The following is a 17,922-nucleotide window of genomic DNA, read 5'->3' as shown; positions in this document are numbered from 1 at the left end:
GGTGAGGACTGAGGGATGAGGACTGAGGACTGAGGACTGAGTGAAGAGAGAGATTCTTTATTATCTCCTCTACCTTTTGCCTCAGTACAAACAGCGTAAATAGAAGGGGCGCTAAGGCTGAAATGGGATACCAGCGTATCTAGATGTCCGTTCAAGCTTTCTGCTGCTTCACCCAAGGCATCTTGCCAGATAGCCCGTTGTTCGGGGGCGGTTGGCTTGCTAACATCAATCGTAATTGAGGGACGCTGTCGCGATCGCCGTCTTTCAGGACTAGTGACGATTATCGGGCTGGTGACTCCTTCTATCAACGTGGCGATAACATTTTCTCGCGCTGGATCGCTTGTCTCGACATCGTCACAGTCGAGTAACAGGACACTCTCACTGAGAATCGCTTCCCGATTCCATAGCCGCAGGATACTGTTAAAGTCGCTAGAACTGGTGGGAATGACTTGGGCGGACATCGCATTTAAGTTGAGCTGCAAAAGAGCGCAAGTTGCAGATGCGATCGCTCGTTTGCTCGCAGTCTCATCTCCACATAGCTGCACGACAGGTAACGCCGAACCTTGTTGCGATGCCTGCAACCACGTTCCTGCCAGTTGTTCTGCAACTTGTCGGTGCGATGGCACCAAACTTTGAACCGATCGGTGCAATGGCTCGATAATCCCCATGAGCAGTTCATCTAGATGTTGCACGCCAGCGATGTAGTGCAATATTCGCTCGTCAATTCGCAAGGGACTGGAGGTGAGTGTAGTGCCTGTCCCAACTTCAATCAGTTGCCAGCGACGCAAAGATGCCGTGGGGGTTAGTGCATCCCAGTGGGAGGCAGGTAGAATCGCCAGCGCTAAGCTCATTGTCGGATATGCCTGCCGCTCGTTGCCTTGAGCGATCGCGCATAAAGAAGGAAAACTGGGGTCAAGTTCCATCCCCACGCACAACAGCAGGATATCCCGCTCAAAATCTGACAAACCGAAGGTTTTGCACAGTTGTTCTAGTGTTGCTGGAGGCGAAAGGTTCGAGGTCAGACGAGGAAAATCTTCTTCCTGGCCTTTTTCCTCTCCTTGCATCTTTGCAGCTTGGCGTTCTAACGCCTGACGCACGCGAGCAACTTCTCCCATGAAGTAGCGCTGATTAGCTGCTTGCCAGCGATCGCTAGTCGTGGTCATCATACAATCGCTACCTTTGGGTCAATATACTGCTGGAAGGTCGGGCTGTCTTTGTCCGTATCTACGCTCAACATACTTTCCGCTCCATCTACGTGTACCCGCACCAAATACTCTCCTGGCTTCACATCTCGAACCGGAATGATTACCGAGGTTGTATCGGCTCGACGCGGTAAAGCATCAAACAGATAAGCGCCTGGGTTATCGATTGACCGTTCGTTCAGCGCCACCACAACTCGCTGCTTGTTGCCGATAGTAAGATTTACTTGCAGCGTCAGGTTCGCCGAGCGCAGTTCATCTCCACTTCCCTGAATGTCGGTAATACTTACTTCTGTAATCGTTGGACGCAATACAAACGGTGCCACATTCGACTCCACACTGCGTTGGAGAGCAGGCTGGAGGCTTAACGCGGGGGTCGAGTTGCCTCTGGATGCGCCGTTAGATTCGACTCCCCCGTTTGCTACAGGGGCGCTGGGGCTTGAGAGGTGATGAATCACCTGTAGACTTTGTACGCCTGCGCGGAGCGACTCGGCAGAGAAGGCACTTAGGGGCAATGTGACTTGGGTTTCGTGAACTTCTGAGGGCGTCGCTTCCACCTCACCAAGACGCACCCGCGTGATGTTGCTATTCAAATTTTTACCCCGAATTAGCAACGTGCTGTCTGCCAAGATTGCCTGAAACCTGCCTGCTTGAGACACCACCTCCTGAATCACCGGCTGATTGGAAAACGGCACCACACCGCTGAACCTGTACTCGCGCACGGGTAAAGCTTTCTGGGCTGCTTCTTCCCCTTCTATCATGACGACGGTCGCTCGGTAAGCAACTGATAGGGTGTAGGGGGTTTGGAAGAATACCGACCAAACTTTAGATAAATCTTCTAAAGATAAATCCATTGGCACGAAGCTAATTTCTTCGAGCTGTTCGGAGAGGTTAGAGTCCGCTAAGTAGGTAAAGTTAGAATCAGCGATCGTGTCCCAAATCATTTCCTGGGTTAGAGTTGAGCGATCTTTAAGGGTACGGACGACGCTGCCTAAAAGTCGTTGCGGTTCTAACTCAACCTCATTGCCATAGAGACTGATCATGTAATGCAGATCGAGAGCATTGTGCGATCGCTTTGCCATTTCGCCCTTACGATTGCGATTCCGCACATCTGCACTGCTGCGCCACACGGGATTGAGACTCACTTGATACAGGTAGATGTTCACTCCCGTCTCTGGGGTGCCACTCCCTAAGTTACTGGGTCGCACCGTTGTCACTCTTGCGCCATCCAGGTCTATTTGTACAACAGCTTGCAAAGTTCTTTGCAAAGCAGCAGTGACAGTAGCGATCGCTAAATAATTGCTCATAAAAAAATTTCAGCAATCAGCTTCGCAAAAAGCTGATTTATTCGTTTTCAACGTTTAACTTGACAAAAGTTTCTTTAGATAATGACCAGATTCTGGCCATTAAGCACTAACTAATCCGAGTTTTAAGGCTTTTACAATTGCTTGCGTGCGGCTGGTGACACTGAGTTTTTCAAAAATTGCTGTTAAGTGAGCTTTAACTGTAGCGACTGTGATGTAAAGGCGGCGGGCAATTTCTTCATTAGAAGATCCTTCAACGAGCCAGTGTAAGACTTCTCGCTCTCGTTCGGTTAAGTGAATGCTCCGACCGGAAAGATGCGATCGCCCTGCATAAAATTGAAACAATCGAAAGAAGCAAGCTGCAACTTCTGGCGATAAATACACTTCATTTTTCATGACGGTGTTAATTGCTTCGCACAGTTGAGTTGCCACCCGGTCTTTAAACACGTACCCGCTAGCACCCGCCTGCATCGCCCGAAACACCCATTCGTCTTCCCGGTGTCCTGAGAGAACTAACACTTTCCCCTTATAGGACATTTCTCCTAAACCGATCAAGGCGGTAATTCCATCTCCAGGGGGCAATTCCATATCCAGCAAAATCATCGCTGGCTTTTGCTCAGCGGTTAATTTTAACGCTTGCTCTACAGAAGCCGCCTCTCCGACAATCTCAAATCGAAAAGAGCCGTTATTACTCAAGAAGTCAAGTAGAGTCCGTATCCCTGCTCGAAAGCGTGGTTCATCATCCACGAGTAAAATCGAAATTGGCGCTGGTGCGGACATTTTAGAGAACCTCAAGGCGACTGTTCGTTTTAGAGGGTGAGTAACTCATTTATCATTCCCACTGACTCACTGAAAATTGCTATCGAGGTAGGGTGAAGGAAAACTGTGCCCCACCAGAAGGCAAGTTTTCTACCCAAATGGTTCCTCGATGGTCGAGGATAATTTTTTTTGCGATCGCCAAACCCAAACCAGTACCGCCTGGACGCTTAGAATAAAAAGGTGTGAATACTTGTTTCAAGTCTTCTTCAGAAAGCCCGGAACCGCAATCGGAAACTTCAACGATTACTTCAGATTGAAAGACTTGCCAATTACAAGTAATCATTCCCCCAGGGGGGCTAAAATGAACTGCATTACTCAACAGGTTGTCAAATACCTGTTTCATCTGCCATCGATCCCCTGCCAGCGTGACCGGCTTCTCCGGATAGCGGATATGCAGTCGTTTTTCTTCTAACCAAGGTTGCAGACCTTGGATACTTTCAGCCAATGTTTTCCGCAGCTCATAAGGTGCTACCTGTAGTTTTGCCTGCTGTCCGCAATAAACCAAATCCGTTAAGTTTTCAATTAACTCATTCACGGTTTCGCGAACAATCCCAGCCTGCTCTTGCAAGCAGCCAGATGGCAACCCTAAACATAAATTTTCGGCGTAAAGACTAATCAGTGCCAAGGGATTTCGCAGTTGATGTTCTGTACGACCTAGCACTTGCTCAAGTAATTGAATCTCAGCTTTTTGATGGGAACACTCGCGAGACATCACCAGGTAGTGACTCAGCAATTGAGCCTGTTTTTCTACGCCTTGTTGTTGCAGCGAAGAAAGGGGATTTTTACTCCATAACAGCAAATACCCAACTTCTTTGGCTTTCTGCTCGCTGAGAGGGCAAACATAAGTGTTGTAGCTACAAGCGGCGTCAGCAGATGCACTTTTAGCACACTTGGTTATTTCGCTCAACTTCAGCGCAGGTAGGGAATCTTCCCACCCCACCTCAGCAAAAAATTTGGGCAACTCTGCGTAATTTCCTTGGCGCTCGTCTGGATAATAGGCTACTAATTGACGCTTTTGGGTATCTGAATCTTGGTAAACAATCCAGGCGGCTACAACGGGTAGTTGTGCGCCAATCTGTTCGAGATGGAGCTTGCAAATACTCCTAAGATCGGGAGGGTACGGTGTACCTAGCGAACCGAGTGTGGAGGAAGGTGGATGCACCTGTACAGCAAACCGTTTTATTCCAACCTTCATCTGTAACTCCCCGCCATACAGGATATTTCAGTAACGTTGAATCGGATGTAAGCACCACTGAATTTTCATTTTGCGGAGCTTGTCATCTTCCGCAAGAAATAAATGACAAATCTAGCTTAGTCGGGGATTTCAGTCTTCATCCGTATTTACACACATTTTTTAAAGTTTCGACCAAAGTCTAATAAACACTCTGGGGTTGTCTTCCTAATCTAGACCTATACAGCCTAAACACCCAGTCTTATGATCCCTGCTGCTGCCCAGACTTTGGCAGAAATCCTGGCTGAAGGGACTTCCCTGCTCAGTACAGAGCAAATTGATTTCAACCACCCTAGTATGCGGCAGGATGTAAGACCAGCACTGAACCTGTTCTGCTACAACATCGGGGAAAACAGTCAGGTAGACCACAGGATTAACCAGGAAAAACCGCATCCACCCACTTTTGGGAAGTATTCCCCATTATGGTTTGACATTTCCTTCCTAGTCAGTGCCTGGGATCGTACCGTCCTGGGAGAACAGCGTCTGCTGTCAGAAGCCTTGATGCTGTTGTTACGTTACCGCTGGCTACCAGAAGAGCTGCTAGCGCCTTCACTACGGGGTTATGGCAACTTGTCAATGACCATTTCTGCCGTTGGGCTTATTGATGCCGTCGCTCTATGGCGTGCGCTGGGGGTTCCATTACGTCCAGCTTTATATGTAACCGTGACAGTTCCCTTTAACCAGCTAGGACAAGGAGAACCAATCACACCTATAGAAGTAGTAGGGAATGGGGTAGTAGGTAGTAGGTCGTAACAATTACCTACTACTCTAGGGGCGACCTGCTAGATCGCCCCTACCAATTACCGATTACCAATTACCGATTACCCACCACTAATCAAGGAAGACTACGCTATGCCAATGGATTATTTTGCTCCTGGTGTCTACGTCGAAGAAGTAGACCGTGGTAGTCGCCCGATTGAAGGCGTAAGCATGAGTGTTGCTGGGTTTGTTGGCTTTACCGAGGATGTACGCGGTGATGCCGAACTGTTCAAACCCATGATGATTACCAACTGGAGCCAATACCTAGAGTATTTTGCCAAACAAGGCTCCGATGGTTACACAGACTTCAACGCCTACCTCCCTTTTGCCGTCAATGGCTGGTTTATGAACGGCGGTGGGCGCTGTTGGGTGACTAGCATTGGTACCAAACTCCCCGGTTCGGAACCACCAGCACCGGAGGAAACAGCCACAAAGCTCAGAACCTCTGGAAATCGTCCCTCTTTGATGTTTGCGATTAAGGCATCCGAAGGCGAAGAGGATGGTAGCTCAGCTCTTGCCTTACCCGGTGGACGAGTCAATGTTTCAATCCTTCCCGATGAACCCAAAGCTCCTGAAGATCCAGAGGCAGAACCCCCACTCAACACGGGTGAATACTTTAAAGTCATCGTTAGTCGCGGTGGAGAGAAACTCGAAGAGTACAGCCACCTGACCATGAACCCGGACGTCGAGGCGCAAGTGGGTACCTATGTCATCACTGCGATTAATGAGGGGATTGGCGACCAAGAGGCATCTCAATTTTTGTCCGTCACCGATATGTCCACCAGCGGACAACCCCTGTCTCGACGACCTGTCAACGGCACCTATGAAGTCAGCCCTCCACCCGTCATTTCTAGCCCTGAACGCTTTCCACGGGATGTAAATGGGGTGCGTGATGACCGCACGGGCGTCCAAGGGATTTTTGAAATTGACGAAGTTTCGATGATTGCTTGCCCCGACCTAATGCTGGCATACCAACGCGGCCTGCTGGATTTGGATCAGGTTCACGGCATCATGGAAATGATGGTTAGCATGTGCGAAAACAACGCACCCAGCCCCAACTACCGCATGGTAGTTCTCGATCCCCCACCTTGCAAAGGAGGCGGAGAGCCTGTACCCCCTGAGCAACAAAAGCCTCAGCACGTAGCTCAGTGGTTAAGTAACTTCAATCGTCGTTCCATGTTTGGGGCGTTGTACTATCCCTGGATTAAAGTAGCGAACCCACGCAATGCCGGACGACCGATTTTGGTTCCCCCCTGCGGTCACATGATGGGGATTTGGTGCCGCACTGATGAGACTCGTGGCGTTTTTAAAGCACCCGCTAACGAAGTTCCTCGCGGTGTCTTGGGTCTAGCCTACGAAACTAACTTCCGCGAACAGGAACTGTTGAACCCGGTGGGGATTAACTGTATCCGCAACTTTGCTAACTACAACCGAGGTTTCCAAGTTTGGGGCGCACGGACTCTGGTAGAACCGGCTAATGTCCAGTGGCGCTATATCAGCGTCCGCCGCCTGATTAGCTACATTGAGCGCTCGATTGAAATTGGTACCCAGTGGGTTGTGTTCGAGCCTAACGATCAAGATTTGTGGGCGCGAGTTACCCGCACGGTCAGCAATTTCCTCGAACGGCTGTGGCGTGCAGGGGCATTATTCGGTGGTTCGCCTGGTGAATCTTTCTACGTGAAGTGCGATGCCAGTATCAACACCCATGAGACGGTAATGCTGGGTCGTTTGTATGTCGAAATTGGAGTTTGCCCAGTCCGACCAGCGGAATTTGTGATCTTCCGCATCAGTCAGTGGTCTCCTAACCAGTAGGTTAAAACTCTCAGATATCAGCTCTTGATCAAGAGCTGATATCTGAGCTGATATTGAAAAATTTGTAAGGAGGTTTTGAATAATGGCGATTATTACCGTTGAGAATTTTGAATTAGAAATTAAGGGTGTAGGTGACGGTTTACAGTTTAAAAGTGTTGACTTACCAGCATATAAGACTGACGTTCAACACGGTGATGCTCTAATGTCTGGTGCCAAGGGAGCTGTACGGCAGACTCTTACTAAGAAAAGGGAAGCCGCGGTTCAAATTACTTTAGTAACCCTAGCGAGTGGAGATGCAAAAAGCACTAGCTCACTGATGCGAAAGTGGTTGCTACAGTGTATGCCAAAAGCAGAGGATGGTGGCGGTTTTCCAACGAGTGCCAGGATGGCAGAAGGCGTAATAAAATCCTATAACTCAGCTGGAGAAATGGTGGACTCTTGGAAGATGAGCGGAGTTTGGATTTGTAAATATCAAATCGGGAAACTCAGTGCAGATGGCGGGTTGCTTGAAGAAACCTTTACGCTACAGGTTGACCAATTCGATCCAGCTTGATCTATCTAAGTCTGGGTGTTTGAGACAATATTCTTAATTTTGTTCGCTTTAAGAAGCGATCGCAAAAATCATTCCTTTGCACTTTGTAATTGATTGGAAGGTTATTTATGGCTGATGCTGTTGAGTTACTATCTAGTGATAACTACGATGTAGCAATTGGTGATATCAAAGACATCATTATCAAAGAAGTCAGTGGGATGTCAGTAGATATGTCCCCAAAGGGTGCTGATAATGCCATCGGTTCTGGCCCGAAAGGAAAATCACTAGTTCTCAGTGTTCCGAGTCAACCGAAGTATGGCGAGATAACGCTCGTTTTGGTGCCAGGAGCGCATCAAGGCGGAAATGACGATAAGCTGTGGGAGTGGTACAAGGATTGCGCCTCGAAAGCTAACCTTGGGGAAGCTGCAAAAGCGCGAACTTTACGCAAAGAAATGACAATTAATGTTTATTACTCCGGTTCAGAGGGGAAGGTGGGGTTAACTTACAGTTTTGTAGGGGTGCTTCCCAATAGTTTTGATGTTCCTAAGCGGGACGCAGGGAGTAGCGAACTGGAAACTTGGACGCTTAAGCTGAACTACGAGCGGATGAAGTTTACTGTATCGGCGTAGAAGGAATTCTAAAGTCAACTCCTTGTAAAACTGCGCTGGTGAGGTGAGATGTTGCACAGTCTTATTCACCAGTCATTGATTTATCAGCTCGAAAGCTCATTGGTTGTAAGGCGGTATCAACTGTGACAGACTTCCCTGAAATTCTCACCACTTGCCGATTTTTTCTAGAACTAAAACTAAATGGCAGCAATGATGCAGTAGACGGCTACTTTATGGATTGTAGTGGTTTTAAGTCTACCCAACAGGTGATAGAAATCTCTGAGGTGACACCTCAAAAGTGGGGAAAAGATGGGGAATCTAAGGGTCGAATTGTCAGTACAAAAATTCCGGGTAAGGTTAGTTACAGCAATATTACTCTGCGCCGGGGTCTGACTTGTTCGATGACGTTATGGAACTGGATTCAAGCTGTCCAGGATGGAGATTGGGCTGAACAACGACGAGATGGTTCTTTGGTGATTTATAATCAAGCGGCGGAAGAACAGTTTAGATTTGAGTTTCAACGGGCGTGGCCTACTAGCTATAAAATTTCTGATGTGAATGCGGCTGGGGGTGAGCTGGAGATTGAAGAAATAGAAATGACAGTTGAACAGTTAAAACGGATTCAAGTAGCAAGGAATGATTCAAACTGAGTTTGAATTTACTTTACCTAAGGGATATCTCGATGCGGATGGCAATCTGCACCGCAAAGGTGTGATGCGTTTGTCGAGGGCGATGGATGAGATTGTCCCTTTGCGAGATCCGCGTGTTAAATCAAATCCTGCCTACGCTACAGTGATTATTTTGTCCCGCGTGATTGTCCGCTTGGGAGCGTTGGAGGAGGTCACGCCTTCAGTTGTTGAAGGCTTTTTTGCTTGTGACCTGAATTATCTCCAGAAATTTTATCGTCAAATTAATGACCTAGAACAGGAAAATGCAGGATTGAAAGAAGCCACGAACCCCTCTGCAAATCCTGCACTGGCTTCTGATTCCGAGTAACCCGACGAGATGGACAGCGATCGCATCCAAACAGAATTTGAATTTGTCCTCCCTAGAGGATTGATCGATGCTCAAGGGGGCGTTCATCGCCAGGGGGTGATGCGTCTGGCAACGGCAAAAGATGAAATGTGCGTCCAAAAAGACCGGGGCGTTCAGGAGAATCCAGCTTATGGAGTCTTGGTAATGCTCTCGCGGGTGATTACCTGTATCGGTACTGTAACCGAGGTAACGCCTACACTGTTAGAGGGTCTTTTCTCGCGAGATCTAGCATATTTGCGGGAGTTTTACAATCGCATTAACCAGGAGGGGGAAGCTTACATTCCGGTTCAGTGTCCCCAGTGCAATCGTCAATTTCAGGTGGAGCTTTCTCTATCGGGGGAATTCTAGGCTACCCTTCGGACGTACTACGCCAAGAGGTAGCCTTGATAGCTTTTCACTTTCACTGGTCTTTAGAGGATATCCTCAATCTAGAACATCGCGATCGCCGGGATTGGGTGACAGAAATTAGTCAGCTGGTGCAGCCAGAATAAAGCAGGGGCAAGGGGAGAACCCTTGCCCCTGCTTCATCTACAATGCTTTATTTTAGGGCGTTGGATTCTGGCTGATGTCTACCTTCACTAAGGGTTCTTCAGCAACTGTGCCGAGATTAACTGACTTTAACAAGTCTTTCCAATCGCTAATTAAGCTGGAATCTTTAGGATTGGCGTTACGTAAGTCAGCTAGAGAGGCGACGGTATCAAGCCACATCCCCGCATCTGCATAGATTGCTGGGCGGTCGCGCGGTGCTGCTTTCGCTAACGCATTGCTCAGGAGGGAACTCGGTTGGACTCGTTGAATCCATCCTTCTACAAGAATATCTGCCCCCCGATCTTCGGGGTCACAAATTAGTGATAACGACCAACGGTATGTTTTGCCAACAACTAGCGGTGGTGCATCCTTTTGAGGAAGGCGAATACTAACAACACCTGCCTTATTCGGAATCGGAAATGTTGTTTCGTATTTTGCCTGCGTACTTTTTTCCCCGTCATACAGCGCAAACTCTGCTTCCTGTGCGGAAGTTCCGGGAACGGCAACAAAGAAGGTCGGGTGAGCAGCTACACTCAAGCCTACATTTGTGCTGGGCAACAATGCCATGAGCGACTTTCCTTGGGCGGTGCAGCTGCTGCTGCTGCTACCACGCGATGCTCCCGGTTCTCTAGTTTTGGGTGCCCCAACCCTTGGCAGCCTAAATCTTAGGCGCCCTGCTACACGCATTTCCCTACGGTTCAGGCTGGGTTGTTGAATCGGTTTGCTTTTTGTGGTGGCGGTGGCTGGAAAGCTGGTAGCGATCGCACTAAGCCCCACAAACAAGGCTAAGGAGAGTGTTGTGAAATACACAGAAGACTTGTTCACCATAATCTTTAAGTTGTTGCAGTGGGTTTACCTAGCAAGCAGCAAGCGGAGTGCATACAAAGGGATCGAAACACTTTCCAAAGGGATCGCCTCCATGAGGCATCGTGCTTTGTAAATAAACTCGATCGCGACCGTAGTGGTTTTAGACAAAGACTCTTTAATCTTCAACAAAGTTTCCCACTTTTCCTGGCATATCTCTAGAAATTAGCGATTAATTTTGTCATGTTTCTTGCCTTAGTGGGTACTTAAAAGCGCTGGTTTTTGCTTAGTACAAAATTTGATGTTATAACTACTATAAAATTATCTCTCAAGTTGGCACTTTTTCTTTTTTCAATCAAAAAAATTATCTATTTGTCCGATTTCTTCTCAAAAGCTTCATAAAGTTTTGTAGTCAATTAATTTTTTGGTTCTTGACGGCTCAATTTGCGGCTTAAACAATTTTCAAGGACACAAGGATACATACAAATTCTTAATCTTAATTTCCTCTGTTTAAGCTACACATTGAGCGAAGATTAAAACTCTAGCCCCTAGAGAGGAGGCGGCAATTATATGGTTTCTCAGCTCAGTTCAAAGATTCGCTCCCTGCTATCAAACACAAACAACCTACGCACAGCAGCTTTAAATTTTGGTGGACAAGTTGTTCTCACCAGTGTGGTGGCGACAAGCTTGGTCGTGGGAGCTAGGCAACTAGGGATACTCCAAGGACAAGAGCTGGGTGCTTTTGACCAGCTGACTCGGATGCGTCGTGATGAAGGTCCAGATAATCGCCTGTTGCTGGTGGAGATTACTGAGGGAGATATCCAAACTGAGAAAGGGTGGCCTATCTCGGATGCCACAATTGCCAAAGCGTTAGAGAAACTAGAGCAGTATGAACCGAGAGCCATCGGTATAGATATTATTCGGGATGTTCCGGTCAAAGAGGGGAATGCCAATTTATTGAAGATCCTCAAAGGAAGCGATCGCATTATTACGATCTGCCAACTCAGTGATGGTAAACAGGCAGGATTTCCGCCACCGCCTGGAATCTCACCAGACCAAGTGGGATTTGCTGATTTTGTCAAAGAACCTGATGGATGGGTTCGGCGCAGTCTCTTAGTGGCAAATCCTCCAGTCCCGAACGCTCCCTTAGAGAACCCCCATCTTTGTAGCGATCCTGAAGAGCAACTCACCTCCTTGGATTTGACCCTAGCACTCATGTACCTGCAAGCTGAGGGAATCGAAGCAGAACCTTCAGATGACGGGAATCTGAAGATCGGTTCCACTCTCTTCAAAAGCCCCGATCCGAATGCTGGCGGATACCGGAAAGCCGACACGGAAGGGTTGCAGATGTTGATTAACTACCGTTCGGCAAATCTGCCTGCCCAAAAGATAACGCTTACAGATGTACTCAAAGGCAAGATAGATCCAGCTTTAGTCAAAGATCGGGTTGTTTTGGTTGGCTACACCGCAGTTAGCGTGAATGACGACTTCAACACGCCCTATAGTGCTGCTCAAGAAGGCACTCAGAAAATGCCCGGAGTGGTCATTCATGCTCAGGTTGTGAGTCAGATCCTCAGTGCAGTTCTGGATAAACGACCGCTATTTTGGTACTGGAATGAGTGGGGCGAAATTGGATGGATTTGGGCCTGGTCGTTGGTGGGAGGCTTAGTGGCATGGCGAATTCGGCGTCCCTTGCTCTTGGTGATTGCGGGAGGGGGAGCGATCGCCCTCTTGTTTGGAACTTGTTATGTTTTGTTTCTCAAAGCAGGATGGATACCCCTCGTGCCCCCAGCATTGGCACTGGTGACAACGGCAGTCGGCGTCGTTTTGGTAGATAGAGGATACGCCAAAGCCATCTATCAAGGCGTCAAAGGGTTTTTAAAAATCGATATTGAGATTGACCAGGAAAAGAAAGAACGCCAAGTAGCGGAAATTACAGAAAGTGACTACTTCCAAGAATTGCAGGAAAAGGCGAAAAATCTCAGGAGTCGAGAAAGCAATCCTTCTGAAAAAACAACTTCTAAATTAAAAGTCGAGAGGTCAGAAGCGGCTGAAACAACGGCAGAAACTGACTACTTACAACAGTTGCAGCAAAAGGGAAAAAGTTTCAGGAATCGATCCAATGATGGGGAAGCAGAAGCTACCACTGAGTCAACCGTTGAAATCCTAGAAGCCGCTGAAACAACCACAGAAATCGACTATTTACAGCAGTTGCAGCAAAAGGGACAAGAGTTAAGAAATCGCTCCAATGATGGGGAAGCAGAAGCTACCACTGAGCCAACTGTTGAAATACCAGAAGCTACACAGGCAAGCCAAGCCACTGAAACAACAGCAGAAATCGACTACTTACAGCAGTTACAGAAAAAGGGTAAAAAGTTAAGAAATCGGCATCATGATGGGCAAGCAGAAGCTGTTGCGGAATCAAACGTTGAAATACCAGAAGTTGCATTGGCAAGCCAAATTACTTCTCCTGTCCAAGAATTAAGCAATCAGCAGGACGGACAGGGAGAAGCCGCAATTGAGTCCAATACCTCCACCCCAAAAGTCCTCCAGCCAAGCCAAGAAGTTGAAGAAACCGAAGAACTCGACTACTTCCAGCAGTTGCAGCAACGAGCAACCTTGAGAAATTGGGAGGAAGATAGGCAAACCCAAGCTGCCACTGAGTTAAATACCTCAATAGCAGATGTCACACCAGCAAGCCAAGAAACTGAAAGCGAAGAACTCGATTACTTCCAGCAGTTGCAGCAACGAGCAAACTTGAGAAATTCGAGCAGCGACGGGCACGCAGAAACCACTACCGAGTCAAATTCCTCAACAATAGAAGTTCTAGAGACTAGCCAGGAAGCTGAAAGCGAAGAACTCGATTACTTCCAGCAGTTGCAGCAACGGGCAAAAACCGTGAGGAATACAGAGACTGAATCTACCTGATGGCGGCGAGATAAAGCGCTATTAGAGGACATCTACCGATACATCGAACTGAGTATGCTACGCCGGATGCGTAGGCTCGCGATTCACATCATTAGCTGAAGAACAAGGAAGGAAAAGATGAATCAGGATCGAATCGATCAATCACCCACCGATTCCAGCGGACACCAAACTGATATTGGTCTGAATATGCTTGATATGATGAATTTGCCCGATGACCTGCAAAAACTCGTCAACTGGATGATGCGTCAAAAAAACGTGACCTTGCCGGAAGTGGCAGCTCACACTGGCGAAAGTGAGGAAGTTGCCCGCACCCAGTTAGAAGCTCTAGTCGCTCAAGGCGTTGTGCAAGAACTAGAAGAGGGAGAAACACTCCGCTACCGACCTCGCCTTGCCTCTAAACAGCGAAGCAAGCTATCTACAAATATCTGGCAGAACCTGGAGTGAGTAAACGAAATAAGCGTCTATCAAGCTGTGGGAATTAGCCTAAATGCAAGTTTCTATTACCTTGATAAGGTTGTAATCCTATTTGGGTTGTGAGGCGCTAGATTAACACTTCTTCCAGCCCCTCCCTAACGCTTGAAAAAAGAGCAGATGAGAATCTATATGTTGCAACCAAAAGACAAAATGGTCTCACGGGGTGACAACCCCGTCAAAATATGCGTAAAATCAAGGACATAGCCCTCAGACCTCTCTGAAAAAATGGCAGCTTGTTACATCTTATTACCATTAATTCATGAACAATATCCTGGCAAAATTCCATTCCCATTACCCAAGATTGACCGTATAATCCAATCCAAAAACTACTGTGTCGGCGCTGTGAGCGCTTCAATTCGGTAAGCCGACCAATATATTTTTGTATTCCCATGCGTTTGATTTTTTTACCTTGGAATACAGCACAAGTGTAAGCCAGAGCAATCAAGAGAATTAAGTTTTTTAAACGGTGATTATTAGCGTGGCTCTTCTCTAAATTATAACCACCTGTCTTACAATCTTTGAACATAGCTTCAATCCCACTGCGGCATTTGAAAGCAGCAATCGCTTGCTGTGAACTCCCTAAATTAGTTAAGAGATACCAACCCTCATCTTCACCCTTACCCCGATATTTACGTCGCCAATAACCTGCAACATTAAACTGACCAAACCCTTTTTGTTTCGTCACTTTAACGTCAGGGAGGAAAAAGCTAGTTCCGGGTAATAATCCTAATCCTGATAGGCGGGTATATTCTTTATCTTCTTGCTGGATATAACGCTCTTGTTTTACCCTAACAACAAACTTCACTTGTTGTTCACACAGCCAGCTACCCAGCTTAACGCTACCAAATTCGCGGTCGCCTAAGATGATAATTTCGTAATCTTTGAATAACTCTAAAACAGGTCGGATTAGAGACTTCTGGTCTTCAAGGTTACTACTCCCCTTTTTGTCCAACAGTTGCCAGTATAATGGGATAGCTAGCTTGTCCCAAATCAGACTAATTACAAAAACATTTTTGTCTCGCCACTGTGTGCGGTCAATCGTTATTTTAATTTGCTGAGTTTTCGGAAATTTTCTCTTTAAAATTTCTTGAACTAGCGGAAACCATAGAGTATCAATTTCTAAGCAAGATAATTTTAAAAATCTTTGTAAACTGCGCCTTCGGCTTTCAAACTGAATAGGATAAGGCATTAACGAAGCCAGCAATTCAATGCTGACTTGTTTTTGAGATTGCAAGAGGTATATCAAAATTTTTAGAGTCAAGTATTCGGTGTTTTTTAGTTGCTGTTGCAGATGAATTTGATAAAATTGAGGAAGCATTTTTAACAGATGGGGCTTTTTAACAAGAGTGACCCCATCTTTTTTTACCGCAACTTGGCTTCAGGAGCGCTTGCACTAGGCTTTTGACGGGGTTGTCACCCCGTGAGCAAAATGGTATAGCGTATAAGCCGCACGGTTCATTCCCCGCGCCCTTGAGTGGGCTTTCTCGATTGTTTTCTATTAAGGATGAAGAATCCTCTCACATATTGAGGTAAACCATGTCAAAAATTGTGTCCATCCACTCATTCCGGGGTGGCACCGGCAAATCAAATTCGACGGCGAATCTGGCAGCTTTAGTGGCTCGCTTTGGGTATCGCGTTGGTATCGTTGATACCGATATTCAATCGCCAGGAATTCACGTGCTTTTCGGTTTCGATGAGCAGAAGATGGTACACTCTCTCAATGACTACCTGTGGGGTCGCTGTTTAATTGAAGAAGCTGCTTATGATGTCACCTCAGTTTTAAGAAAAACTGGCGTTAAAGGCGGCAGCATTCATCTGATTCCTTCTAGTATCAAAGCAGGGGATATTACTAAAGTTCTGCGCGAGGGATTTGATTTTGGTCTCCTCAATGACGGTTTCCAAGAGATAATGGAAACCTTGAATCTGGATTACTTATTTATTGACACCCACCCAGGTCTTAACGAAGAAACTCTACTTTCTATTACTATCTCTGATATCTTGGTGCTAATTTTGCGTCCAGACCGCCAGGACTTTCAGGGGACTGCTGTAACGGTGGAAGTGGCTCGGAAATTACAGGTGCCTAAGATGTTACTGCTAGTAAATAAGGCACTACCCGTTTTGGATTTTGATGCCTTGAAGCAACAGGTAGAAAAAACCTACAATGCTCCGGTGGCCGGAATTTTGCCGCTTTCAGAAGAGATGATTCAAATGGCAAGCAGCGATCTCTTTTGCCTGCGGTTTCCAGATCATCCCTTGAGTAAGGTGATGGAAAAGGTTGCCAAGATGATTATGGCTTAATAGGTAATTGTTAGTGCAACCGAAAAAACAACTGATTTGTAGGGACGGGTTTGACAAAATATTGGTGATTAGCTAAGCATATTGATAAACTCCCCTACACTATGGACTTTTGCTAATTTAATTAATTGCCCGTAACCATTCGCAAAATAGTTTGGGGAAGTTGGGTTATCTGCTGCCAAAGGTCTTGGGGGTCAATGCCAAAGAAGAGTTGTAAAACGAGAACAACTGCCGCAATTAAAATGGCTGTGCCGATGCTGGCTTTCACTACCTTAATGAGTAAGGTGAAGACTAACCAGGATACAATGAGTGCGGCAATTAGAATGATTAAATCTACTGGCATGGACGTTACTCTCAAAGGTATTCATCAGGCTGGAGAATTTTGACAAGGTAACAGAATCTTTGCTTTGCTAGCTCGAAAATACAGAGATAGTTTTCGTGAAGTCACCTTTGCGAACTTCATTTACCAGGCTTCAAGCTTTAGTCTGTAGGAAACTTGCTTTTAATTCCCGATCGCCTGTCTAATTTTCCCCGAAATAGCGATACTTTTACTTTGATTTACTCTCCACCGGGCATATAAAGCAGACGCCATTGCCCTTTTACTGTGCCAAAGACGGCTTGATATTCAAGGGGAGAATAAGCAAAGCGATTGGACATGTAGCCCGGTTTTCCATTTGGCAAAATTACCGCAGTCCACCCGTTGATGGAACTGTAATCTTCGCCTCGTTGCGCCCGTTCTCTGGCCCGTTGTTCTTCGATTTGACGATTGACTTTGACGACTTCGTTTGAGAGTAAGCCGACTACTGGACTCTCTAGGCTGGGTTGCGATCGCGCATTCACATTTTCACCCACAATGATGACGCGGCTTAATTCGTAGGAAACGCCATCGGCAGAATTCGGTGCGGGATACTGTTGAGCAAAATCGCGCGGTACGGTGCTACAAATCCAACCTGGAGATTGGGGGTCAACGTCCGGTTGCCCCTGGTTAATGGTTTGAAAACAACCGGCAGCTAGGGCTTTTTCTAGCCATCCCCAGATTGGGGCATTGTGATTTTCTAGCTTTAAATCGGGGAGGGTGCTGATGCCGTGACCAATGCCAATTTGGTTGGGGGGCAAAATGGATTGCAGAAACTCAGCATCGCGCGATCGCACTGCTTCCCGCAACTGTTGCCGAAATTGAGCGAAGTCACTTTCTGGGTTTACTTCATCTACCAGAACGATGCGTTGATGGGGAAAGTCATCCAGCTTTGGCTGTATTGCCACATCCGTTTGAGTCTTTATCTGTGGCGTTGTGGCTTCAACTGCATCGTTGTTGGTTTTAACGGTGGAAGCGATCGCAGTTGCTTCTGGGATCGAAGTTGATTCCGGTATATTTGTTTCTATGCTTTGTTGGTTCTGTGCGCCAGTTTGGCGACCGGCTGTTGCTAGAGTGGCACCAGTAATTGCCGAAATCGCAACTGCCCCCATAATCAAAAAGTATATTTTTTTCATAACTAATGCCGATAACGTCTTTTTGTTACCTACAGTTGAGACGCTAGGATTTCAGGCAAAGTTATTAAATTTTTGTTTTTAAATATGTAAATATGCCGGGAGG

At 46.8% G+C, this 17,922-nt stretch carries 18 protein-coding genes and 1 pseudogene; 11 read left to right on the top strand and 8 right to left on the bottom strand.

Features of this window, described 5'->3' with window-relative positions; translation table 11 throughout:
• The 4 genes and pseudogenes from NDA06_RS05935 to NDA06_RS05920 form a co-directional block, all read right to left on the bottom strand.
• Positions 1 to 1,166, bottom strand: a pseudogene (locus tag NDA06_RS05935) (ATP-binding protein); the annotation flags it as partial.
• Positions 1,163 to 2,506 carry a DUF4255 domain-containing protein gene (locus NDA06_RS05930; RefSeq protein WP_190528430.1) on the bottom strand — a complete coding sequence of 448 codons (1,344 nt, stop codon included), beginning with the start codon at positions 2,504 to 2,506 and terminating at the stop codon, positions 1,163 to 1,165. The pseudogene NDA06_RS05935 and the gene NDA06_RS05930, both read right to left, overlap by 4 nt.
• 99 nt (positions 2,507 to 2,605) lie before the next feature.
• On the bottom strand, positions 2,606 to 3,283 hold the full coding sequence (locus NDA06_RS05925; protein ID WP_190412614.1) for a response regulator transcription factor: 678 nt from the start codon (positions 3,281 to 3,283) through the stop codon (positions 2,606 to 2,608).
• 79 nt (positions 3,284 to 3,362) lie between these two features.
• Entirely contained in the window at positions 3,363 to 4,517 is a 1,155-nt protein-coding gene (locus NDA06_RS05920; RefSeq protein ID WP_190534702.1) for a HAMP domain-containing sensor histidine kinase, read from the bottom strand.
• 240 nt (positions 4,518 to 4,757) lie between these two features.
• On the opposite strand from NDA06_RS05920, the gene NDA06_RS05915 reads away from it, so the two are divergent.
• The 8 genes from NDA06_RS05915 to NDA06_RS05880 all read left to right on the top strand — a co-directional run bounded on the left by NDA06_RS05915 (position 4,758) and on the right by NDA06_RS05880 (position 9,790).
• On the top strand, positions 4,758 to 5,306 hold the full coding sequence (locus NDA06_RS05915; RefSeq protein ID WP_190412612.1) for a Pvc16 family protein: 549 nt from the start codon (positions 4,758 to 4,760) through the stop codon (positions 5,304 to 5,306).
• Between the two features lie 99 nt (positions 5,307 to 5,405).
• Positions 5,406 to 7,124, top strand: coding sequence for a phage tail sheath C-terminal domain-containing protein (locus tag NDA06_RS05910; RefSeq protein WP_190412611.1), 1,719 nt, complete (start codon positions 5,406 to 5,408; stop codon positions 7,122 to 7,124).
• A gap of 82 nt (positions 7,125 to 7,206) precedes the next feature.
• On the top strand, positions 7,207 to 7,677 hold the full coding sequence (locus NDA06_RS05905; protein WP_190412610.1) for a phage tail protein: 471 nt from the start codon (positions 7,207 to 7,209) through the stop codon (positions 7,675 to 7,677).
• Between the two features lie 107 nt (positions 7,678 to 7,784).
• Positions 7,785 to 8,285, top strand: coding sequence for a phage tail protein (locus tag NDA06_RS05900; protein WP_190412609.1), 501 nt, complete (start codon positions 7,785 to 7,787; stop codon positions 8,283 to 8,285).
• Between the two features lie 122 nt (positions 8,286 to 8,407).
• Positions 8,408 to 8,914 (top strand): phage tail protein, encoded by a 507-nt coding sequence (locus NDA06_RS05895; RefSeq protein ID WP_190412608.1) that lies wholly within the window; start codon positions 8,408 to 8,410, stop codon positions 8,912 to 8,914.
• Positions 8,901 to 9,260: a hypothetical protein gene (locus NDA06_RS05890; RefSeq protein ID WP_190412607.1), complete on the top strand. Its 360-nt coding sequence runs from the start codon at positions 8,901 to 8,903 to the stop codon at positions 9,258 to 9,260. The genes NDA06_RS05895 and NDA06_RS05890 overlap by 14 nt, the downstream gene beginning before the upstream one ends.
• A 9-nt stretch (positions 9,261 to 9,269) precedes the next feature.
• Positions 9,270 to 9,647: a phage tail assembly protein gene (locus NDA06_RS05885; protein ID WP_348232901.1), complete on the top strand. Its 378-nt coding sequence runs from the start codon at positions 9,270 to 9,272 to the stop codon at positions 9,645 to 9,647.
• Complete coding sequence (locus NDA06_RS05880) at positions 9,632 to 9,790, top strand: DUF6760 family protein (protein WP_347276133.1); 159 nt, start codon at positions 9,632 to 9,634, stop codon at positions 9,788 to 9,790. The genes NDA06_RS05885 and NDA06_RS05880 overlap by 16 nt, the downstream gene beginning before the upstream one ends.
• Positions 9,791 to 9,842: 52 nt before the next feature.
• Here NDA06_RS05880 and NDA06_RS05875 read toward each other — a convergent pair whose 3' ends face one another.
• Positions 9,843 to 10,655, bottom strand: coding sequence for a DUF928 domain-containing protein (locus NDA06_RS05875; RefSeq protein WP_190985035.1), 813 nt, complete (start codon positions 10,653 to 10,655; stop codon positions 9,843 to 9,845).
• Between the two features lie 546 nt (positions 10,656 to 11,201).
• Here NDA06_RS05875 and NDA06_RS05870 point away from each other — a divergent pair.
• A complete protein-coding gene (locus tag NDA06_RS05870) occupies positions 11,202 to 13,559 on the top strand; it encodes a CHASE2 domain-containing protein (protein ID WP_190985034.1) in 2,358 nt (785 codons plus the stop codon).
• Positions 13,560 to 13,676: 117 nt separating this feature from the next.
• Complete coding sequence (locus tag NDA06_RS05865) at positions 13,677 to 14,003, top strand: ArsR family transcriptional regulator (protein WP_190412603.1); 327 nt, start codon at positions 13,677 to 13,679, stop codon at positions 14,001 to 14,003.
• 205 nt (positions 14,004 to 14,208) lie between these two features.
• Here the strand turns inward: NDA06_RS05865 and NDA06_RS05860 are convergent, their stop codons facing one another.
• On the bottom strand, positions 14,209 to 15,351 hold the full coding sequence (locus tag NDA06_RS05860) for an IS4 family transposase (protein ID WP_348251692.1): 1,143 nt from the start codon (positions 15,349 to 15,351) through the stop codon (positions 14,209 to 14,211).
• A 218-nt stretch (positions 15,352 to 15,569) separates the two neighbouring features.
• Between NDA06_RS05860 and NDA06_RS05855 the strand changes: the two genes are divergently transcribed.
• Positions 15,570 to 16,331 carry a MinD/ParA family protein gene (locus NDA06_RS05855; RefSeq protein WP_190436933.1) on the top strand — a complete coding sequence of 254 codons (762 nt, stop codon included), beginning with the start codon at positions 15,570 to 15,572 and terminating at the stop codon, positions 16,329 to 16,331.
• Positions 16,332 to 16,452: 121 nt separating this feature from the next.
• On the opposite strand, the gene NDA06_RS05850 is transcribed toward NDA06_RS05855, so the two are convergent.
• Together NDA06_RS05850 and NDA06_RS05845 are read right to left on the bottom strand one after the other, a co-directional pair.
• Complete coding sequence (locus tag NDA06_RS05850; RefSeq protein ID WP_190985033.1) at positions 16,453 to 16,671, bottom strand: hypothetical protein; 219 nt, start codon at positions 16,669 to 16,671, stop codon at positions 16,453 to 16,455.
• Positions 16,672 to 16,886: 215 nt separating this feature from the next.
• The gene (locus NDA06_RS05845) at positions 16,887 to 17,819 is read right to left on the bottom strand and encodes an SH3 domain-containing protein (protein WP_190985032.1); all 933 of its coding nucleotides are present in this window, start codon (positions 17,817 to 17,819) and stop codon (positions 16,887 to 16,889) included.
• Positions 17,820 to 17,922 lie beyond the last annotated feature (103 nt).

This window comes from Trichocoleus sp. ST-U1 (assembly GCF_039961835.1).
GTDB lineage: Bacteria > Cyanobacteriota > Cyanobacteriia > Cyanobacteriales > FACHB-T130 > FACHB-T130.
This window is presented reverse-complemented; position numbering and strand designations above follow the sequence as displayed.

What these genes read in the sequence shown, in the direction of transcription:
- NDA06_RS05870 (WP_190985034.1), top strand. Translation starts at nt 11,202, where the DNA reads ATGGTTTCTCAGCTCAGTTCAAAGATTCGCTCCCTGCTATCAAACACA.
- NDA06_RS05845 (WP_190985032.1), bottom strand. Translation starts at nt 17,819, where the DNA reads ATGAAAAAAATATACTTTTTGATTATGGGGGCAGTTGCGATTTCGGCA.
- NDA06_RS05910 (WP_190412611.1), top strand. Translation starts at nt 5,406, where the DNA reads ATGCCAATGGATTATTTTGCTCCTGGTGTCTACGTCGAAGAAGTAGAC.
- NDA06_RS05930 (WP_190528430.1), bottom strand. Translation starts at nt 2,506, where the DNA reads ATGAGCAATTATTTAGCGATCGCTACTGTCACTGCTGCTTTGCAAAGA.
- NDA06_RS05925 (WP_190412614.1), bottom strand. Translation starts at nt 3,283, where the DNA reads ATGTCCGCACCAGCGCCAATTTCGATTTTACTCGTGGATGATGAACCA.
- NDA06_RS05860 (WP_348251692.1), bottom strand. Translation starts at nt 15,351, where the DNA reads ATGCTTCCTCAATTTTATCAAATTCATCTGCAACAGCAACTAAAAAAC.
- NDA06_RS05865 (WP_190412603.1), top strand. Translation starts at nt 13,677, where the DNA reads ATGAATCAGGATCGAATCGATCAATCACCCACCGATTCCAGCGGACAC.
- NDA06_RS05850 (WP_190985033.1), bottom strand. Translation starts at nt 16,671, where the DNA reads ATGCCAGTAGATTTAATCATTCTAATTGCCGCACTCATTGTATCCTGG.
- NDA06_RS05885 (WP_348232901.1), top strand. Translation starts at nt 9,270, where the DNA reads ATGGACAGCGATCGCATCCAAACAGAATTTGAATTTGTCCTCCCTAGA.
- NDA06_RS05920 (WP_190534702.1), bottom strand. Translation starts at nt 4,517, where the DNA reads ATGAAGGTTGGAATAAAACGGTTTGCTGTACAGGTGCATCCACCTTCC.
- NDA06_RS05915 (WP_190412612.1), top strand. Translation starts at nt 4,758, where the DNA reads ATGATCCCTGCTGCTGCCCAGACTTTGGCAGAAATCCTGGCTGAAGGG.
- NDA06_RS05875 (WP_190985035.1), bottom strand. Translation starts at nt 10,655, where the DNA reads ATGGTGAACAAGTCTTCTGTGTATTTCACAACACTCTCCTTAGCCTTG.
- NDA06_RS05900 (WP_190412609.1), top strand. Translation starts at nt 7,785, where the DNA reads ATGGCTGATGCTGTTGAGTTACTATCTAGTGATAACTACGATGTAGCA.
- NDA06_RS05855 (WP_190436933.1), top strand. Translation starts at nt 15,570, where the DNA reads ATGTCAAAAATTGTGTCCATCCACTCATTCCGGGGTGGCACCGGCAAA.
- NDA06_RS05890 (WP_190412607.1), top strand. Translation starts at nt 8,901, where the DNA reads ATGATTCAAACTGAGTTTGAATTTACTTTACCTAAGGGATATCTCGAT.
- NDA06_RS05905 (WP_190412610.1), top strand. Translation starts at nt 7,207, where the DNA reads ATGGCGATTATTACCGTTGAGAATTTTGAATTAGAAATTAAGGGTGTA.